The organism is Novosphingobium sp. GW835-FHT14H07 (assembly GCF_058793515.1).
Window position 1 is genome coordinate 34,538 of the sequence record NZ_JBXAFX010000029.1, and the last position, 15,598, is coordinate 50,135.

A 15,598-nucleotide genomic window follows, 5' to 3' on the forward strand; every position below is an offset into this window, starting at 1 on the left:
CTCGCTAACGGGTTATGGCTGGGCCTGGCCGTAGCACTGGCCAATGCGGTTCTGGACTTCGACCAGCATCGCGGCCTCCTCGGGGAGGCGCGCGGCTTCGGTGAAGTCGGCGTAGATCTCGGAAAAGTTCATGACTGACAGGTCGAGCTGCTGGAACTCGAAGACAGTGAAGCCTTCGCAGCTTTCACTCTTCGGCCGCCCCCAAGGCTTGCGGAGTTGCACCCGGCCCTGCTCCTGCAGGATCCGGGTCAGCTTCGAGGCAAAGCAGCAGTAGGCGTCGCGCTTGGTCACGCAGACGCCAAGCACCTTGGAGGAACAATAGGTCCCGACCTTGTGGCACAGGCCGGCATCGTCCTTCTTGTCGAGTTGCTGTTCGGCGGCGCTGCACAGCCACGGCGTCAAGATCGGGGCGCCCTTGCCAGTGCAGCAGTTGGAAATGCCGAAGATCTTCTTGGCACAAGTCTCGCGGCTGCCCTTGAACAGCGACAGGTCATTCTCGCTGAATTCGGCATTGGCCTGCCCCAGGGCATGGAGCCCGACCAGTGCATCCTTGAACTCGTCCGATGCCTCGCGCTCGACCGTCTCGCATTCGCCATCAAGGCAATAGATGTCGCCCGAGCAGAGGTATTGCTGAGGTTCGATGACTGAACCCGGAACCGGGCAGGAATAGCTGCGCTCGGTGACCTTGCAGGAACCACCCGGATCGGGCGGATCGTCGAGACAAGTCTCGCCGGTCTGTCGGCACCCGGGCGTGGCTTCGATCGCGCCGCAGTCGTTGTTGCCACCAGTGGCCTGGCTGCACACAGAGGTGCGTGTCTTTTCCCAGCAGGCTTGCCGCACCGGAATGCCGGCGATGACCCGGGTTTCGTCGGGCACGCTGCAGATCTCGTTGGTTAACGTGCAGTTTTCCGGATCAGCAGTGCAGGGACTGGTGGTCCATTGCGCGGTGAACCACCGCGTGTCGCTGCGCTCGGGCTGGAGGCCAGGCACCAGGGCGGTGCAAGCGTAGACCTCCTCCTTGGGCGCCGTCTCCATACAGCGCAACTTGCCACCGTTGATCGGATCACCTGCAAAGTCCCAGGATAGGCAGAGGTCGCGCTCGACGAGACCAGCGGATAGGGGATTTGTGCGCGTGCACGAGGATGTGCCGAGATCTGGCGTACATTGCCGCAAGCCCGTAACGTATCCGAGTGGTGCCCCGGTCGCTGGATCGACACTCAGAGCCTGGGCAAGCCCTGCGCGATTGCAGCGATAGACGTGACCACTCGCTTCAAAGGCGCCGGCAGGTGGTGGCGCGGTCGTTGTGCCCACAAGGAAAGCGTCCGGATCGGAAACGGCCGCGTCGCAAGTATAGGAGGTGACGGTGAGGCCGTACTCGGGGACTGGCGTGGTGCCAGTGTTGCGACACTGTCCCGCACCCACCAGTGCTCCGCAGCCGTCGTACGTGGGCGAGGAGACGCAGACATACTGATAGTCGACGGGTTCCCAAGGCTTGACCTCGAGCGTGGTCTTGCAGCTCTGTTCTTGCTCGACGATGCTTTCGCCGATGTTGCAGGTCATCTCGACGCTGCCGGGCGCACTCGATCCCGCCGGCAGAGGTGTACAGGCCCCGGCGCTCCCGCCGGTCTCCATGCCCTCAACAAAGCGGGTCGGGTCCTTGGCAATGGCGGCGGCGCGTGCCAGCTCCTCGCGCTTGACCTCGATACGCGGGCGCGACGTGGAATTGGCCGTGCGCCAGGCTTCGCTTTGGCTGGCCGCGACGGCACCGTCCGTGGCCAAGGCATCGGCATGGTCGTAGTAGCGGGTCGCTTGCGGATAGTTCGGGGCGTAGCCTGGGATCTGTGCCGCTGCGCCCGGAGCCGCAATCAGGCCCTGATAGCTCTGCCGCAATGCGCTGCCCAATTGTCGCGCCTCTGCCTTTGCCTGGTCAGCGGAGATCGGCCCTGGCGCTGATGCCGGGGGTGGACCCGCCTCCGGCATCGCGGGCGTGGACGCGCTTGGCAGCGCCGGCAGAGCTTCGATCACATCGTCAGGTGGCGGGATATGGACCTGCGCAGCAGCGTTCGCCGCGACAGCGACATGGCCTAGCGCGGCCAGACCGGCGAACAGAGCCGGGCCCTTCATTGCCCGCGCCCTTTCTCCAACTTGTCCAGCGCAATCCGCGCGACTGCCGCCCCAGGTTCATCGGCGGCAGCAAAGCTCTCGAGCGCATAAGCGAGACTGACATTGCCGGTCATACGTGCATGGGCCGGCACCGCGATGGTACAATCGAGACCGTCACAGAGCTCATAACCGCCTTCTGCCACGACGAAGGTGGGCGCGGCATCTATGCGGAAGGCGCGGAACAGCCGCGGATCGATCGCGATGTGCGCCTCTTCCTGCTCGCTTGTGACAACGCGCATCAAGCCTTGGGCAAAAGCCTTGACGCTGTTGTTCGGAAAGCCCCTGAAGACAACGATACCCCCTGCCTGCGTGGTATCGCGCACCAGGTGCTGGAGCGAGGCTTGCGGCATCGACAGGCTGGCAAAGACGAGCAGCAAGGGCCCCTCGCCCATCGGTACTCTCGCGTTTGCGGCAGCACCATCAAGGATCGCGTCGAAATCAACCGCGCCAGCTGGAGCGCGGGCGCTAAGCGCCTCCTGCCCGCGTGCGGAGTTCTGTTGCGTGTCAGCGCGGACCTGCTCTGCCGCACCACTCTGCGCCTCGGCTTTTTTCAGCGCCATCGCGACAAGCGCTTCAAGCTCGTCAGTGCTGGCGCTGTTCCTTGCGCGAATGGCTCCGAGATCAAGCCCGTCAATGCTCTGCGCTGTCACTCCCGATACGGCAGCAAGCATCGCAAGTCCGAAAAGACGCGGTGCAAGGCGAGCCGTGAGCGGCAGCGTGCTGCGTTCGAGAGGGACGCGCTGCGATTTCATAAAGCGCAACAGTTGCGTTTGCGCCAGACGAGGTAGCCGAAATCCTCGCCTTTGACCGGATAGCTCTTGCCGGTCTGCGGGTTGATCGTGGTGGCACCGAGCGGTGCGCAGGCGTAGCGGCCTTTCACCGTTGCCGTGGGATTGGTCATCTGCAGGCGGTACTGCTGCTTGCGCATGACCGGCATCAGGTACTTCGAACACAGGGCCCTGGACCCCATCGTACCCCAGGCAAGACCGCTGCGGTGCATCTTGTAGAGCATCCGCGTGGCAACGAGGCGCGAGGCCTGAACCGGGGTGACATGTGCAGCGACATGACCGTTCAAGGGATACATGCTCCCGTTGCATCCGGCGCACCAGAACAACTGGTCGATCGGCAGCTTCGCGGTCGATGCGACGCAGTCCGCAGCGCAAGACGCCGTGGCAACAGGATTGGCAAAGAGAGCGACCTCGGGATTGAGGATCGAGGTCAGTGCGGAATCCTGCCAGAGCGGATCGAGCTCTGTGACATAGGCGATGTCGAAGGTCGTCTGCTCGAAACACAGGAAGTCGGTCAAGATCTCCATCCAGTAGAGCAGCGGGTAGACGTAGTAGTGCGCCTGCCACTGCGAACTGTTCTGCGCCTTCCCGCCGACCTGGCTTGCGCCCTGGACATGGCCGCCGCCGATGTCGAAACCGGGGTCGAGGCGGATGCCGCCCAGGTTCGGGAAGCACCACGGCTTGTTGGTGACATCGACCAGCCTCGCCGGCTCCCAGAAGCCGATCGAAATCCCGATGCGCGGGATCGGGCTGCCACAGGCGCAAAGCGGAAACGAAGGATTCCTCGGGTCGGGCCGTGAGCCTTTCCAGATGGCCAGACCGCCGACCGAGAGTGGAAACAGGCAGGACCAGCAGACATCGGTGATCGGATTGACGAAGCTGCCATGGCACGGGGCGCCCGCCGCCTTGGCCGGGCTCGTAATCCCCAGGTGGAACGCCAACGAGAGCAGGACGGTGCGAAGACCACGGTTCATGACACCGGGCTCTGCCGGGTTGTCGTGTCGGGAATTGGTATCTCGGCCACCTGAAGCTGCCCGCTGGCTGCAGTGACGACCGCAGGCGTGTGGCGGATGCCGAAGCGGGCAACCAGGGCACCGCGCTGGTCGAACCAGAAGCGGCGCTGGAAGGGCTTCATCGCATCGAAGGGCGAACCGGCAACGAAAATGACCTTGGCTTCGTTCGGCTTCCAGTGACGCGTGGCCCAGTCGAGCTCCGCCGTTCGGCGGCCATCGACGAAGACCAGCTTCGTTGGCAGCGGGACAAGATCCAGCGGATTGACCCGCGTGCCCTTAGCGGCAATGCGTTCGCCATTGGCGCCGATCACGTCCTGCTGGAGCACGAAGGAGGGATCGAACAGCCATTCGCGGCGCTCCTGCGCGGGGCTCAGGCCCGCCACGAGCGCCGGTCGGCGCACGCTCGCGATCGCTGTGTCTCGCATGCGGGCCTGCAGCTGCGCGAAGCCGCCCATTGCCTCGAGCGACTGCAACCGCGCGGCAATGACGGTCAGCATGTCGGATTCGATGATCGGAAAGGTCTCGCCCATCCTGCCATGATCTATTGCGGCAGCGGGCACAGATCCCGCGACAAAGCCTCCGACCACAATGCCCGCCATGCCTGCAATGCCCGCAACAAGACGGGCCGCACCGGGAATGCCCCTCGTGCGTCGGTCCCACGGCGTGCTCGTCCGGCGCGTCATAAGGCCGCGTCGCCCGAGCCGATGATCTGGCGCTCGCAGACAAAGCCGATCTCGGCATAGCGGCTGTCAAAGCCGTCCTTGTGCGCAGTGCCCGCATAGAAGCAGCCTGGAGGCACAATGCCGGTTGGGCCCGGCGTCAGCGCTTCGCCACGCGTCGTCCGCGCCTTGAGCCGGGCAACTGGCCTGCCGTTGACGAGGACGGTCTCGCCCCGCCGGGTGACAACGTCACCTGGCATGCCCAGCGCGCGCTTGGCAAACGGAGCCGACTCTCGCCCGAAATGGGCGCGGATCAAGGGAATGTCGGGCGGCGCAAAGACGATCAGGTCACCGCGCTGTGGCATCCTTCCCTTGTCGATAAAGAAGGCCCACTCCGGCATCGAACGGGTGGTGTTGATCAGGATCGCATGATCGTCGCGCCAGTCCGCAAGCGCCGATCCTGTCATGAGCGTCAGGCCCAAGGCGCCAATGGCGAGCCAGCGCCGACTTGCGCGCGAGCATTCAGTGGGCTTCGGCATCACCAGCCTCCCTGACGGCAGCGCTGCCGCGGACTGCGCTTGCGGGATTGGGCGCCATGACCTGGCGCATTGCGTCGATGACGGGGCTGTTGGTGGCGGTCCTGGAGACCGGCGACGGCACCGTGGCGTAGACTTCCCGGCGTACTGCCATCGTCACATCGGGAACGTTGCCGGCCAGAACGGCCTCGCCGACCAGCACGACCTGCCCGCGCGCACCTCGCGCTTCGAGATTCCGCTGCACGGCACCCATGAAGGCCTTCGTTTCGGCGGTCACCACATCGGGCGGCGACGGCGATCTCGCTTGGGCTGCGACATATTCGCCGATGATCGAGGACAATTGCACACGCACCAGCGTCGGCGCTGTCGGGGTGCTGAGCAGTTCACGCGTGACCCAGGCGCCCCACAGTCCGGCTACGACTATAGACCCGATCAGTCCGACCAGCTTCCAGTCGACCGAGCGGCGTCGCGCGTTGGCGGCGATTGTCGTCGAAGGCGCTGGTGGAGTGTCTGTTTCGAACAGAGGTCCGGGGCTGACCTCCCCGGTAGAGCGGTGGTCAACCATGGAACCTCTCCTTGGAAGGTGTTTGCGCGCGCTCTGAATGCCAACGCGGCAGCGATCCGGCGCGCAGCACCGCGAGCCCCAGGAACAGGACCGCGCTCGCAATCCAGAACTGGTCGCGCAAATGCGCCTGGCGGGTGGCCTCGGCCGCAAGATAGCGGCTCGCGAAATTGTCGAGGTGCAGCAACGTGCCGGTCAGGGTGAAATCGCCAAGCACGATGAACAGCCCAAGCCAGATAGCGCCGATGCAGCAGATGTTGATGAGCAGCCACCCGGCGAGGCAAAGGCCCATGTGGCAGGTGTCCTGGACCTGCACGGAAGATGGCACCAAGCGCGCCAAGGCAGGATAGCGGATCATGCCCCGCACTCCGCCGAGATTGCGGGTTCCGCGCGATCCGGGAAGGCCACGTGTTCGATTGCATCGGCGAGCGGCATGCCTTGCCCAACGAGCCTCTCGATCGCCGAGAAGACCTTGGGGCTCGAAGAGTAAAGCGTTGCTGAATAGGGATCGAGCACCAGACGGCCGACCGCCAGGGTCTCGGGTCCCTTGATCAGGACGTCGGAGTATTCCGTGCCATTGCGTTTCAGGGAGCGGATCAGCGCCTCGGTGTGCCGGTCCATCTCGAAGCGCTGGTGCCGGGCAAGATCGTTGACCGTCTCTTCCTTCTGCTGGAGCACCACCGACCAGTCGCTGTTCTCGAGCGCGGCCAGCGAGCCTTCCGACTTGTAGAAGTCGTTGAGGGATTGCGTTGCGGTGACCAGCGCTCCGCCGTACTTGCGGCAGGTGCGCGCATACGTCTCGATCGCCTGGCCCATCTGTCCGCCACCGAGCAATTGCCAGGCTTCGTCGATCATCGTCAGCTTGGGGATCGAGCGGTCGAGATCGCGCATGACGCGCAAGGTCAGGAACATCAGCGCGGTCAGCGCGACCGAGCGCAGCTCGGGTTTGGATGACAGGTCCGACAACTCGAAAACGGTGAGATCTGCCGTCAGGTCAATCGAGCAGGATCCGGCAAAGAACCGTCCGTAAGTACCGCCCGACAGGAACGGCGACATGGCATCTGCGAGATCACTGGCAAATGGCGAGGGGCTGGCGCGCAGGGCAGCGGCGATCGCATCGATCGTGCCTGCGCGCTTGTGCTCGCTCCACACCCGGCTGACAGCAGAATCGATCAAACCGCGCTCGGTATCGGACAGGCGGTCCTGCTGGCGCGCCATCTGCCCGACGATGGACTTCAGCATGGCAAGGCACTCGACTTCGTAGTCCTCGCCATCGGCATCGCTCTCGAGCGCCCGCGCATCGATCATGTCGAAGGGATTGAGCGAGAAGCCCGACGACAGCCGAAACTCGACGAATGCGCCGCCGAAGGCCTTGGCCATGTGCTCGAACGAGCGCCCATCGTCGATCACAATGACCTTGGCACCGGCTCCGGCAAGTGCAGCGCAAATGTCCTGGAGGAAGACCGACTTGCCCGAGCCTGACTTCCCGAACACCGCGACATTGTGATTGCCGGCTGCATTCTGGAACGGCGACCAGAAGAAGGGTTGGCCGCGCCGTCCCACCAGAAGCATATGCGGGATCGGACCGCCGGTATGCTCGCCCTGGAGCGGCGCGATCGCTGCTGCGGTATTGCTCAACATCGTGCGCAGCCGCTTCATGCGCCTGAGATCGCCCGACAGGCCATTGGAAAGCGTGAGCGGCATGGCCGCCAGCAGAGCCATGGTCTGCAGGTAGCGCTCTTCGACGAGGTCCCAGCCTGCCGCCTTGTAGACCGACTTGAGTAGGCGTTCGTTGGCATCGCCCTTGCCGAGCGGCGAGAGTGCGCCGACGGCATAGTAGGCTTGGACTAGCTTGCGCCCCTCGCGCAGTTCCGCCTGGACCTGCTGCCACTCGTCGCGCTGCTGCGCCAGTTGCGGCAGGAAACGCGCGGAACGGGAGTCGGCAAGGCTGGTAGTGCGCAGCACCTTGAAACCGGCCCGCGAAGCCGTTGCCTCCTCATCGGACAGGACGAACCCCAGGACCGTGAGCACGTTGCAGCCGAATCGCAACTTGTCGTTGAGCACGTCGCCAATCAGCTTCTGGACGTCCCATGGCGCCCATTGCCGCGGCATTTGCCGGACCGAGAAGAAGCGCCAGTCGAAGGCTTCGGGTTCGCTGGTAGATTGCGGCGCTTGCCTCGACGTTGGCTCACTTGCCCGTCCTTCGCGGCTGACCTTGAGCACGATACGGTCGGTAGAGATTTCGGTGATGAGGTCGCCTCGCAGACATTGCTGGTGGATGGGGTCGAGTGGAGAATAGAGGTCTTCGCTCTCGGCATTGTCTATGCCCGGAACGAGGAGATCGTTCAGAAACGCGATCAACTCGGCAGGGGCAATGTCGCGGTAGGGAATGCTCAGTGCCTGCAAGGTCCCGCCGAGGCTTTCGCGAACGCTCGCAAGGTCCGTTGCAGTCAGCGAAGACCCCAGCGATGCGCCGATGCTGACGAGAACGCGATGCTGGCGCAGGCAAAACGGGGCATCACGCGACAGCGAGGTCCAGGACGCGTTTCGCAGATAATGGGCGCGATGCTGTGCCGCGCGGCCATAGACGCCTTTAGCGAGCACCCTTGGCATGACCCAGTCGGCAATGCGCACGCCGGCCGCAGGGCTCTGCCAATGGATGATCTGCACTTCGCAGCCTGCCGGCAAACCGTCTGAAAGGAACTGAGTGAGAATCTCGCCGGTGCGCTCGTCCGCCCCGACCATCGGCGCAAGTTCGAGAATGAAGCCCATGCTCGCCGTATTGATGAACAGCCGGGTCTCGGGGTCGTAACTGCGATAGGGCAGCCAGTCCGAGAGCATCGGCACACCGGTTGATTGCGGCGCAACATCAGCCCGCACACCGTCGCCGAAGACGAGATCGAGAAAACGGTTCCATGCGCTGGTCGACATGGCGATCAATCCCCTCCGGGCGCTGAGAAAGTTGCAGGCGGATTTGCGGCTGAGGGCATCCCGGACGTCGCAGGGCCAGGCGAGGCAGTTTCTGACGTGTGTTCCGGCGCAGACTTCGGTGTAGCCCCTTGAGGCGATGCCGCTGTTTGCACCTGCACTTTGGGTTGAACCGGCTTCGCGGTTGCCGAGAGGCGTTCCGCAACCTGGGCCCGGATAGCATCGATCGTGAGAGGGCTGATGGGCGGCGGGGACTGCGGGCTCGCTGGTCCTCCGCTCTTGCCCACCGTCGGCGCCGTGAGAGATTCGTCCGATATGGATGCTTCTGACGGGTCAGGTGCTGGAGAGGCGGGTAAGGCCTCACCCTGGCTCGGGTCCGTTCCGGCTACGGGCGCCAGAGAACCGTCGGTCAGTTCGATCCAGCCGCCCCGATCGACAACGGTGTGGACTACGCGGGCTTCATGCAGGTTGCCTGCATCATCGACATAGGCGGGGAAGACCAGGCGCAAGGTCCGGGCATCACGGTGGAACAGGTTATCGCTTACACGAGCCGCCCCTGCAGACCGACCTGACGCCGAACGGCTTCGTGCCGACGGAAACGCTCCCGCCCTCGCCTCGGCTCTTCTCACGATGACCGGACTGTGTGACCCAAGAGGCTCGGGCCGGGCACTTTGGATCAAGGCCAGCGCCTGGTCATCAATCAACGTGGATGGCGCGCAAGTCCCGCCTGGTGCGCTGCAGATGAAGTTCCCCTTGACGTTATCGCCAAGCAGCACGCCGCACGATGACAGGGCCGCGCTGGATAGCAGGACCATGACCGAGCGGGCGCTGGGAATGGACTGGAACACGCAAAGCATGTGCAATTGGAGGCTCATGATCGGCCTCCCTTGATCCAGTTCTCGAGAAACGCCCGTGAGCGGACACCCTCGATCACCGCACCATCGCTGCGAACCAGGACGGGGGTTCCGGCGATGCCCTGTTCCCGTGCGAAGCGCTCATTTGCATCGAGCGCCGAGGTATCGCAGGGCTTGGCCCGCTCGATCGCCATTCCGGCATAGGCGGCCTTGATCGCCCGGGCCCGATCGCGAGCGCAGAACACCTGGTTCGCGAGCGCTCGGCTGCCAAGAATCGAGATGGGCCGCTCAATGACCCGTACGCTCATGGCTTCGAGCGTCTGCGAAAGGGCGCGGCAGTAGCCACAGCGGAAATCGCTGAAGACAGTGACGGTCGGGCCTGCAGGGTTGCCCCAGACAATGCCGCCAGCGGCGGGCAGTCCGGCAAGGGACATTGTCCGGGGCGCCCCGCTCGCGGCCTGAGTGGGGTCGCCGCGTTCGGGATTGGGGTCATCGGATGCTAAGCTGGCCTCATGCTCACTGCCCTTGGCGGCGGCCCCGAGCAGAAGATCTGGATTCACTTCCAGTAGCCGCGCTGCTGTCAGGTCCCGGTGCGTTTCCATGTCGTAGACCCGGCCGACCAGCAGATATCGACCAGAGCGATCGACATAGAACAGCTGCGATCCTGCGGTCACTTCGCACAGGCCATCGACCAGAGTGCAGTTGACCTTGGTGACGGGCGTACGCGGCAGGCGTTGCCTGAGGGCATGCGTTACCCGCATCTCAAGGTCCGCCGTCTGCCTTATGCCCGGCGAGCCAGCCTCGGCCCAGACCAGCGAAGTGCCACTGCCGACAAGGATTGCGGTGAGCGGCAGCAGGATCCTGGCCGTCCGCGCTGCGATCTTGGTGCGTGCAATTCTGGTCGTGGCGTCTGCGAACATTGGGTGCGGCCTCCTCAGCCCTGGATGAACACGCCTTCGAGAAACACGATTTCGACATCGATGCCGGTCGGCATCTCGATCACGGGCTGGTACTGCTCGGCCCGTTCGATCAGGTACTTCGAGACCATGTCGCCAGAAGTCGCGACGCCCTCGCCGATCCCGCCCTGCAGGATGTCTCCGGGGCCGAGCTTCTGCCGTTCGCCATTGACATTGACCGTACTGCCGGTGAGCAAAGAGGTGCTGTTGGCAGCAAAGCCTCGGCCAAAGCCTCCGGCGAGGCCTGCCAGGAACGCCTGGCCGACGAGCGCACCTTCGCGGCTCACCACGCGGCCGCGCACGCCGGTCTTGCCGCCGAACGCGATGAAACCCTTGACGTCCGAAACTGCATAGCGACCGGCCTTTTGCGGGCAGGTCATGCGTTGAAGTTTGACATAGACCTTTTCCGAGGAGAGGTCGCCGCGCGCCGCGCCATTGACCAGGCAGCCGCTGATCTCCGTCTTGAGGAGGCGCCCCCTGTCATAGACCGAGCGTGCAGGGCCAGTGATACGCAGGACAACCGGGAGTGGATCGGTCTCGCTGCGCACTCCTGCATTGGCATCGACGCCGACGATGACGCGCGCGACGGCGATCGAATTGGGCGGCAGATAGTTGGCACTGTCGGTGTAGACGGTGTTGCCCTTGGGCACCGGAGATCCCGTTCCTGCGGCGCCTTCTCCGAATGAAATCAGGCTGACCTCGCTCTTGCGCAGCGAGCCGAACCCGGCGGCTGCGGCCGCCGCTTCGCCCGCTGGCGTCGTCCCACTCTGGGTAAACGAGGAAGCGTCAGGCCCGTACAGGTTTCCAGGAGCTGCCGGCGCAGTTACCGGCGACTGGCGAGCCGCATCGAGCGCCGCGCGTAGCTGATCGTTCTCTGCCTGGTAGGCGGAAAGGATCCGCTGCGTGTCCGCTGAAACGGCACCGCCACTTTCCCCTGCCGAACCGGACAGTTGTTGTTCCAGCTGGTCTGCGCGCTCGGCGCGCGCACCAAGCGTGCGCAGTTCTGTTTCGATCCCGGCAATCTGCGCCTCGGATTGCGCCCGCCATTCCTTCTCGGCCATGTTGGTGTTGACCATCTCGTCGACCGAGACACCGGAGGCCAATGCATCTGGCGAGACGCCTTCTGCGGCATCATCACCCGAAAAGATGTAGAGCGATCCTGCCACCAGCGCCAAGAAGCCGACGCCGGCAAAGCGTATGCTTTGCTTGCGCCGCTCCGCCTCATTGATGGCATTGGCATCGCCCAGTGGGGAGACATCGCCTTGCGGTGTGTCGACAGTTGCGCCGCCATCGAGCACGCGCTGCTTCTTTCGAAAGATCTCGGCGAGCTTCATTATCGTGCTCTCGCTTTCTGGATGAGATAGACGGCCGAAACGGCGTTTGGTGCGAGCTCCTTGACCGGTGCCATGAAGGCGACGGCGCCGCGGGCTGACAGGACCTGCTCGTCGAGCGTGATCGGCTCGCGCGCCGTGTTGCGGACCCGCAGGATAAGGCCACGCAGATCCTCGCCCTGGTATTGCCCGATCTGCTGCACTTCGAGCTTGCCGATCCGCACGGGCGCCAGCACCGCGGCGACCTGCTCGAAGCCTTCGATCGCCTCGCTGCGGTACATTGCCTGAACAAGCCGTGTCGCTGTCTCCTCGGGAGATGTGGGTCGCAAAGCTTGTCGTTCGTGTTGCGCCCGGATCGCGCTATTGGTGACGAAGAGCTGTTCGGCCTCCTCACCCCTCACCTCGCAGACGAACTTGTAGACGTAACCCTTGCGAGTGGTGCCGAAGAATGAAAGCTTCGACTTCCCATAGCCGTCGGGAACGGAGAGGTAGATGTCGCCACGCGTGGGTTCGTTAACGATCTTGAAGTCGTCGTCGGCGTTCCCGGTCGAGATCTTCGAGACCGAAGCGAACTGGTCACCAGCAAGACTGATCCGCGTGAGGTCCCTGGCTGAAGCGATACATCCAACCGTGCCATTGTCTGCCGCCAGCACGGACTGGTCGGCCAAAGCCGGGCTTCCTGCCATGCACATGCAGATCGACAGAATCGCAAACAAACGTGCGAGGAAGGTGGCTCTGGACGGCGGGCGCTGCGGCGTGCGGGTGGCCGCAGCGTAGTGAGCGGTAATTGAGTGCGTGGGAGGCGCGCGCATCATGCGTCCTCGCCTTGCTTCTGCTCGGGTTGTACCTGACCGAAGGCAACCAGGCGCAGCGACACCCCGCTGTAGCTCCAGACGAACCGGAAAGTCCGCGCCTCCGCGCTCACTTCCTTCGAGCCGGCCACAGTGTGTAAGGTTCCGTTGACCTCGCTGGTGAGGCTCGCGGGATCGACCGTGAGCTTCTCCATCGTGAAATACTGCGAGACGCTCGAGCCGCTCTGGTCGGTCACGACCTTCAGAAGTTCCGCCTTCATGCGCCCGTGTGCCTTGGAGTCGGTCAGGGCCAGCACCGCGTCCATCCAGTACTGGAGATTGGACGGCGAGCGATTGAGCATCAGCAGGGCCGCGTCACGCGTCACCAGTTCGAGATAATCGCGACTGACTTCGCCCGAAGTGATTGTCAGCGGACGCGACAGGACGGGCTGGAGGATGACCTCGCGGTTTTGTCCCGCTGTCGTAAGGGCTAGCAGCAGCGTTGCTGCGAACAGGGCGAGCGAGCTTGCGGCAAGCAGGTTGCGCTGTTTGAGCAGGCGCTGCTGCTGCTGGTGGGTTATCGCGAGATCCATGGTTCGCGGCCTCATCCTGCCATGATGCGAAGATGTGAGGGTGGCGTGGCCTTGAGGCCGATAAAGGTGCCCGGCAGATGCCAGTAGGCCGTGTGAACAATCCAGGACATCGCCCTACCCGCCTTCAACTTGCGCAATCCCCACCAGGCCAGCACGCTCATCAAGAGCCCGATCAGAATATGTTGAGACAGGATCCCCCAGGCGAAGGGAACGATCAGGCCAAGGAACTCGTCGAGAGTCCAAAATCCGATCAGTTCCGGATCGTCGAGGTGCTGAGGCACGATGTATCTGTGCATGGTCACGTCGCCACCCTCCGGATGTAGCTGACACGTCCCGAGGGATTGGTGAGCTACAGCCGATCAAAGTTCAGATCGTCGCGGTGATCGCGGCGGTCACGATCGGCACGCCGGTGCCCACGCCCACGCCCACGCCGACAGGTATCGCGATCTGTGCGAGGCTGAAACGCCCGGCGGCGAGGCCGACGACCCCGCCAGCAAGGCTGAGGACTGTAATGATCTTGCCGCCCGAGCCTTGAAGGAAGCCGGTGAACTTTGTCAGCGCGGTGCTGAAAGTCTGGTCTGTGCCAGCCATTGCCATCTCGCTTCCGAGACCTGCGGCAATGGCTAAAATCGCCGCGCCTTGAAAAAGGGCTTTGCCCCTTCCTTTCCAACTGCTTGTCATTGGTCCTGGCTCCATTCGTGAAAGGTCGCCGCATTTTCTGCGGGTGGCTTCAGGGAGCGACCGCTGTGGCCTTGAGGCAATGGGCTAGGCGCTGGCTGGCAGGAGAATTCCACGGAGTGGGGACGCGCTGCGTGCGGCATTGCACGACTCGGGGACTGTGATTGCGGCTGTGGGGAATAGGATTCCCGAGATCGGGGATCGTAGGACCAACTTTGGACGATGCTGATCCCGTTTCCTGGCACCACTTTGCCAAGGGGCGAGTCGCGCTTTGCGCGCACCGTGCGGAAGGGTTTGGCATTCATTTCAGAGAGATAGGTCGATTATAATGTTGACCGTTAAAGCGCCGATGTGATGCCATGCGGTGAAAGGGGAACTTCGATGCTGCATGGGGCAATCACGCCGGAAACGGTCTTCAATCCGATTTTTGCCCAAAGGAATGCAAACGGTGCCGCAACAGAGCAATGCAGATACAAGCGTCTGATCAATGGTGAACTCGCCCGGCAGTCCATTCCCTTGGCGCATATGGCAGACAAGCTCGGACTGCTGCGGTCCAAGCTACACAAGGTCCTTCGGCAGGGCGCTTTTCTGAGCGAGGACCTTCGCGATCAGCTATTCGAGGAATTGCGGATAGACCACACTCGAGCGACTATCGCAGTGTCCATGCTCAAAAATGAGGCGGCCTATCACGATCAGGCGGTATTCCTGGCAGCAGAAGCACTGAAAGGTTTGTACTGCGAAGCAGCGTTGGCAAGACGAGGTGCAATCCAGGTCAATCTGAGGCCGGCGATCATCCATACCGCCTTGGGCAGAGCCTATGAGATGTTGCTGACACATCAGGAACGCGTTCTGGAGGCAAACCGGACGTTGTTGAGCTGAGTCAGTCCGGAGGATGTGTTCGGTAATGCACCATCGCCAGGTTCCAGGCATCTGCGAAAGCGCCAGTAAAGCCGGTCCCGCCGCAAACCCGGACATTCGCGCTTCAGATCGACGCTATCGATTCCCGCCATTCGTTCATCGGTGCGTTTGAGCGATGTTAAACTTGGCGTGGGGCACTTCGATCAATGCTCATCCACCTGAAAATGAACGATTCTTCCACAATTCCAGTTGCTCAAGACGGTCGCGCCGACGACCATCCAAGCGATTGAATGGCGCGCAAGTAACCGATCCGCACCGCCTTTCATCTGCTTCGATCCATCTATATCGAGGCCGATTGAAACAGCGCCTACAGACGATCCTGTTCACCGTAGGCTTTAGCGGATCCCTGCACGCCGTCGAAGCATTATGCCGCCCACACCGATCACCCGCATCGCGATCGGTGTGGGCGGCCTACACATGACGTGCGTGATGATGACGCCATGCGCTGTGGCCACCGAACCTTGCGTAACAGGCGGATGGGTTCACCAGTTGAAGCGCAGCGATCCCATGATGGTCCGCGCCGCGCCGTAGTAGCAGCTATTGTTGAACGGACAGGCTGAGACATAGGTCTTGTCGAACAGGTTGGCGGCATTGACTGCCACACTCCAGCCGCTGAGTACCTCGGACGCCTTGCCCAGATCATAGCCCACGACAGCGTCTACCAACATGAAGTCTTTCGTGGTGAAGCGTTCGAACGTCGCGAGGCCGTTGATCACGGCATAAGTCGTCGTGCCATCCGATCCCCCGACATACTGTCAAACGGCGTTCAAAAGGGACCCCCGATCGGCGTCGAAGAGGGACCCCCTTTTCAGATAATATGATGCTGGT

16 protein-coding genes are annotated in these 15,598 nt (G+C 63.0%); 1 reads left to right on the top strand and 15 read right to left on the bottom strand.

The genetic code is table 11. The features are described 5' to 3' along the window. Positions 1-12: 12 nt before the first annotated feature. The 14 genes from AC1Q5P_RS18535 to AC1Q5P_RS18600 all read right to left on the bottom strand — a co-directional run bounded on the left by AC1Q5P_RS18535 (position 13) and on the right by AC1Q5P_RS18600 (position 13,855). Positions 13-2,124 carry a conjugal transfer protein TraN gene (locus AC1Q5P_RS18535; RefSeq protein WP_492519733.1) on the bottom strand — a complete coding sequence of 704 codons (2,112 nt, stop codon included), beginning with the start codon at positions 2,122-2,124 and terminating at the stop codon, positions 13-15. Beyond that, on the bottom strand, positions 2,121-2,915 hold the full coding sequence (gene trbC / locus AC1Q5P_RS18540; RefSeq protein WP_492519734.1) for a type-F conjugative transfer system pilin assembly protein TrbC: 795 nt from the start codon (positions 2,913-2,915) through the stop codon (positions 2,121-2,123). Before trbC ends, AC1Q5P_RS18535 begins: the two co-directional genes overlap by 4 nt. Then, entirely contained in the window at positions 2,912-3,925 is a 1,014-nt protein-coding gene (gene traU, locus AC1Q5P_RS18545) for a conjugal transfer pilus assembly protein TraU (RefSeq protein WP_492519735.1), read from the bottom strand. Before traU ends, trbC begins: the two co-directional genes overlap by 4 nt. Continuing rightward, positions 3,922-4,647 (bottom strand): type-F conjugative transfer system protein TraW, encoded by a 726-nt coding sequence (traW, locus tag AC1Q5P_RS18550; RefSeq protein WP_492519736.1) that lies wholly within the window; start codon positions 4,645-4,647, stop codon positions 3,922-3,924. Before traW ends, traU begins: the two co-directional genes overlap by 4 nt. After that, positions 4,644-5,162 carry a S26 family signal peptidase gene (locus AC1Q5P_RS18555; RefSeq protein WP_492519737.1) on the bottom strand — a complete coding sequence of 173 codons (519 nt, stop codon included), beginning with the start codon at positions 5,160-5,162 and terminating at the stop codon, positions 4,644-4,646. The genes traW and AC1Q5P_RS18555 overlap by 4 nt, the downstream gene beginning before the upstream one ends. Next, entirely contained in the window at positions 5,146-5,724 is a 579-nt protein-coding gene (locus AC1Q5P_RS18560) for a TrbI F-type domain-containing protein (protein WP_492519738.1), read from the bottom strand. Before AC1Q5P_RS18560 ends, AC1Q5P_RS18555 begins: the two co-directional genes overlap by 17 nt. After that, positions 5,717-6,079 carry a hypothetical protein gene (locus AC1Q5P_RS18565; protein WP_492519739.1) on the bottom strand — a complete coding sequence of 121 codons (363 nt, stop codon included), beginning with the start codon at positions 6,077-6,079 and terminating at the stop codon, positions 5,717-5,719. Before AC1Q5P_RS18565 ends, AC1Q5P_RS18560 begins: the two co-directional genes overlap by 8 nt. Continuing rightward, a complete protein-coding gene (gene traC, locus AC1Q5P_RS18570; RefSeq protein ID WP_492519740.1) occupies positions 6,076-8,652 on the bottom strand; it encodes a type IV secretion system protein TraC in 2,577 nt (858 codons plus the stop codon). The genes AC1Q5P_RS18565 and traC overlap by 4 nt, the downstream gene beginning before the upstream one ends. Positions 8,653-9,520: 868 nt before the next feature. Beyond that, positions 9,521-10,423, bottom strand: a complete 903-nt coding sequence (locus AC1Q5P_RS18575) for a DsbC family protein (protein ID WP_492519741.1) — start codon at positions 10,421-10,423, stop codon at positions 9,521-9,523. A gap of 14 nt (positions 10,424-10,437) precedes the next feature. Then, positions 10,438-11,793 (bottom strand): TraB/TrbI/VirB10 family type IV secretion system protein, encoded by a 1,356-nt coding sequence (locus tag AC1Q5P_RS18580; protein WP_492519742.1) that lies wholly within the window; start codon positions 11,791-11,793, stop codon positions 10,438-10,440. Continuing rightward, positions 11,793-12,476, bottom strand: coding sequence for a type-F conjugative transfer system secretin TraK (locus AC1Q5P_RS18585; protein WP_492519743.1), 684 nt, complete (start codon positions 12,474-12,476; stop codon positions 11,793-11,795). Before AC1Q5P_RS18585 ends, AC1Q5P_RS18580 begins: the two co-directional genes overlap by 1 nt. 125 nt (positions 12,477-12,601) lie before the next feature. Beyond that, a complete protein-coding gene (locus AC1Q5P_RS18590; RefSeq protein ID WP_492519744.1) occupies positions 12,602-13,174 on the bottom strand; it encodes a type IV conjugative transfer system protein TraE in 573 nt (190 codons plus the stop codon). A gap of 11 nt (positions 13,175-13,185) precedes the next feature. Next, positions 13,186-13,470, bottom strand: coding sequence for a type IV conjugative transfer system protein TraL (traL, locus tag AC1Q5P_RS18595; RefSeq protein WP_492519747.1), 285 nt, complete (start codon positions 13,468-13,470; stop codon positions 13,186-13,188). A 70-nt stretch (positions 13,471-13,540) separates the two neighbouring features. After that, complete coding sequence (locus tag AC1Q5P_RS18600; RefSeq protein ID WP_062342773.1) at positions 13,541-13,855, bottom strand: hypothetical protein; 315 nt, start codon at positions 13,853-13,855, stop codon at positions 13,541-13,543. A 378-nt stretch (positions 13,856-14,233) separates the two neighbouring features. On the opposite strand from AC1Q5P_RS18600, the gene AC1Q5P_RS18605 reads away from it, so the two are divergent. Continuing rightward, positions 14,234-14,731 (top strand): hypothetical protein, encoded by a 498-nt coding sequence (locus tag AC1Q5P_RS18605; protein WP_492519745.1) that lies wholly within the window; start codon positions 14,234-14,236, stop codon positions 14,729-14,731. Between the two features lie 521 nt (positions 14,732-15,252). Here AC1Q5P_RS18605 and AC1Q5P_RS18610 read toward each other — a convergent pair. Then, entirely contained in the window at positions 15,253-15,486 is a 234-nt protein-coding gene (locus tag AC1Q5P_RS18610) for a hypothetical protein (protein ID WP_492519746.1), read from the bottom strand. Positions 15,487-15,598: the final 112 nt, after the last annotated feature.

Coding starts and splice junctions, on each gene's coding strand:
- trbC (WP_492519734.1), bottom strand. CDS start 2,915: ATGAAATCGCAGCGCGTCCCTCTCGAACGCAGCACGCTGCCGCTCACG.
- traL (WP_492519747.1), bottom strand. CDS start 13,470: ATGCACAGATACATCGTGCCTCAGCACCTCGACGATCCGGAACTGATC.
- traU (WP_492519735.1), bottom strand. CDS start 3,925: ATGAACCGTGGTCTTCGCACCGTCCTGCTCTCGTTGGCGTTCCACCTG.
- AC1Q5P_RS18585 (WP_492519743.1), bottom strand. CDS start 12,476: ATGGCAGGAAGCCCGGCTTTGGCCGACCAGTCCGTGCTGGCGGCAGAC.
- AC1Q5P_RS18580 (WP_492519742.1), bottom strand. CDS start 11,793: ATGAAGCTCGCCGAGATCTTTCGAAAGAAGCAGCGCGTGCTCGATGGC.
- AC1Q5P_RS18605 (WP_492519745.1), top strand. CDS start 14,234: ATGCTGCATGGGGCAATCACGCCGGAAACGGTCTTCAATCCGATTTTT.
- AC1Q5P_RS18600 (WP_062342773.1), bottom strand. CDS start 13,855: ATGACAAGCAGTTGGAAAGGAAGGGGCAAAGCCCTTTTTCAAGGCGCG.
- AC1Q5P_RS18560 (WP_492519738.1), bottom strand. CDS start 5,724: ATGGTTGACCACCGCTCTACCGGGGAGGTCAGCCCCGGACCTCTGTTC.
- AC1Q5P_RS18590 (WP_492519744.1), bottom strand. CDS start 13,174: ATGGATCTCGCGATAACCCACCAGCAGCAGCAGCGCCTGCTCAAACAG.
- AC1Q5P_RS18575 (WP_492519741.1), bottom strand. CDS start 10,423: ATGTTCGCAGACGCCACGACCAGAATTGCACGCACCAAGATCGCAGCG.
- AC1Q5P_RS18535 (WP_492519733.1), bottom strand. CDS start 2,124: ATGAAGGGCCCGGCTCTGTTCGCCGGTCTGGCCGCGCTAGGCCATGTC.
- AC1Q5P_RS18565 (WP_492519739.1), bottom strand. CDS start 6,079: ATGATCCGCTATCCTGCCTTGGCGCGCTTGGTGCCATCTTCCGTGCAG.
- AC1Q5P_RS18555 (WP_492519737.1), bottom strand. CDS start 5,162: ATGCCGAAGCCCACTGAATGCTCGCGCGCAAGTCGGCGCTGGCTCGCC.
- traW (WP_492519736.1), bottom strand. CDS start 4,647: ATGACGCGCCGGACGAGCACGCCGTGGGACCGACGCACGAGGGGCATT.
- traC (WP_492519740.1), bottom strand. CDS start 8,652: ATGTCGACCAGCGCATGGAACCGTTTTCTCGATCTCGTCTTCGGCGAC.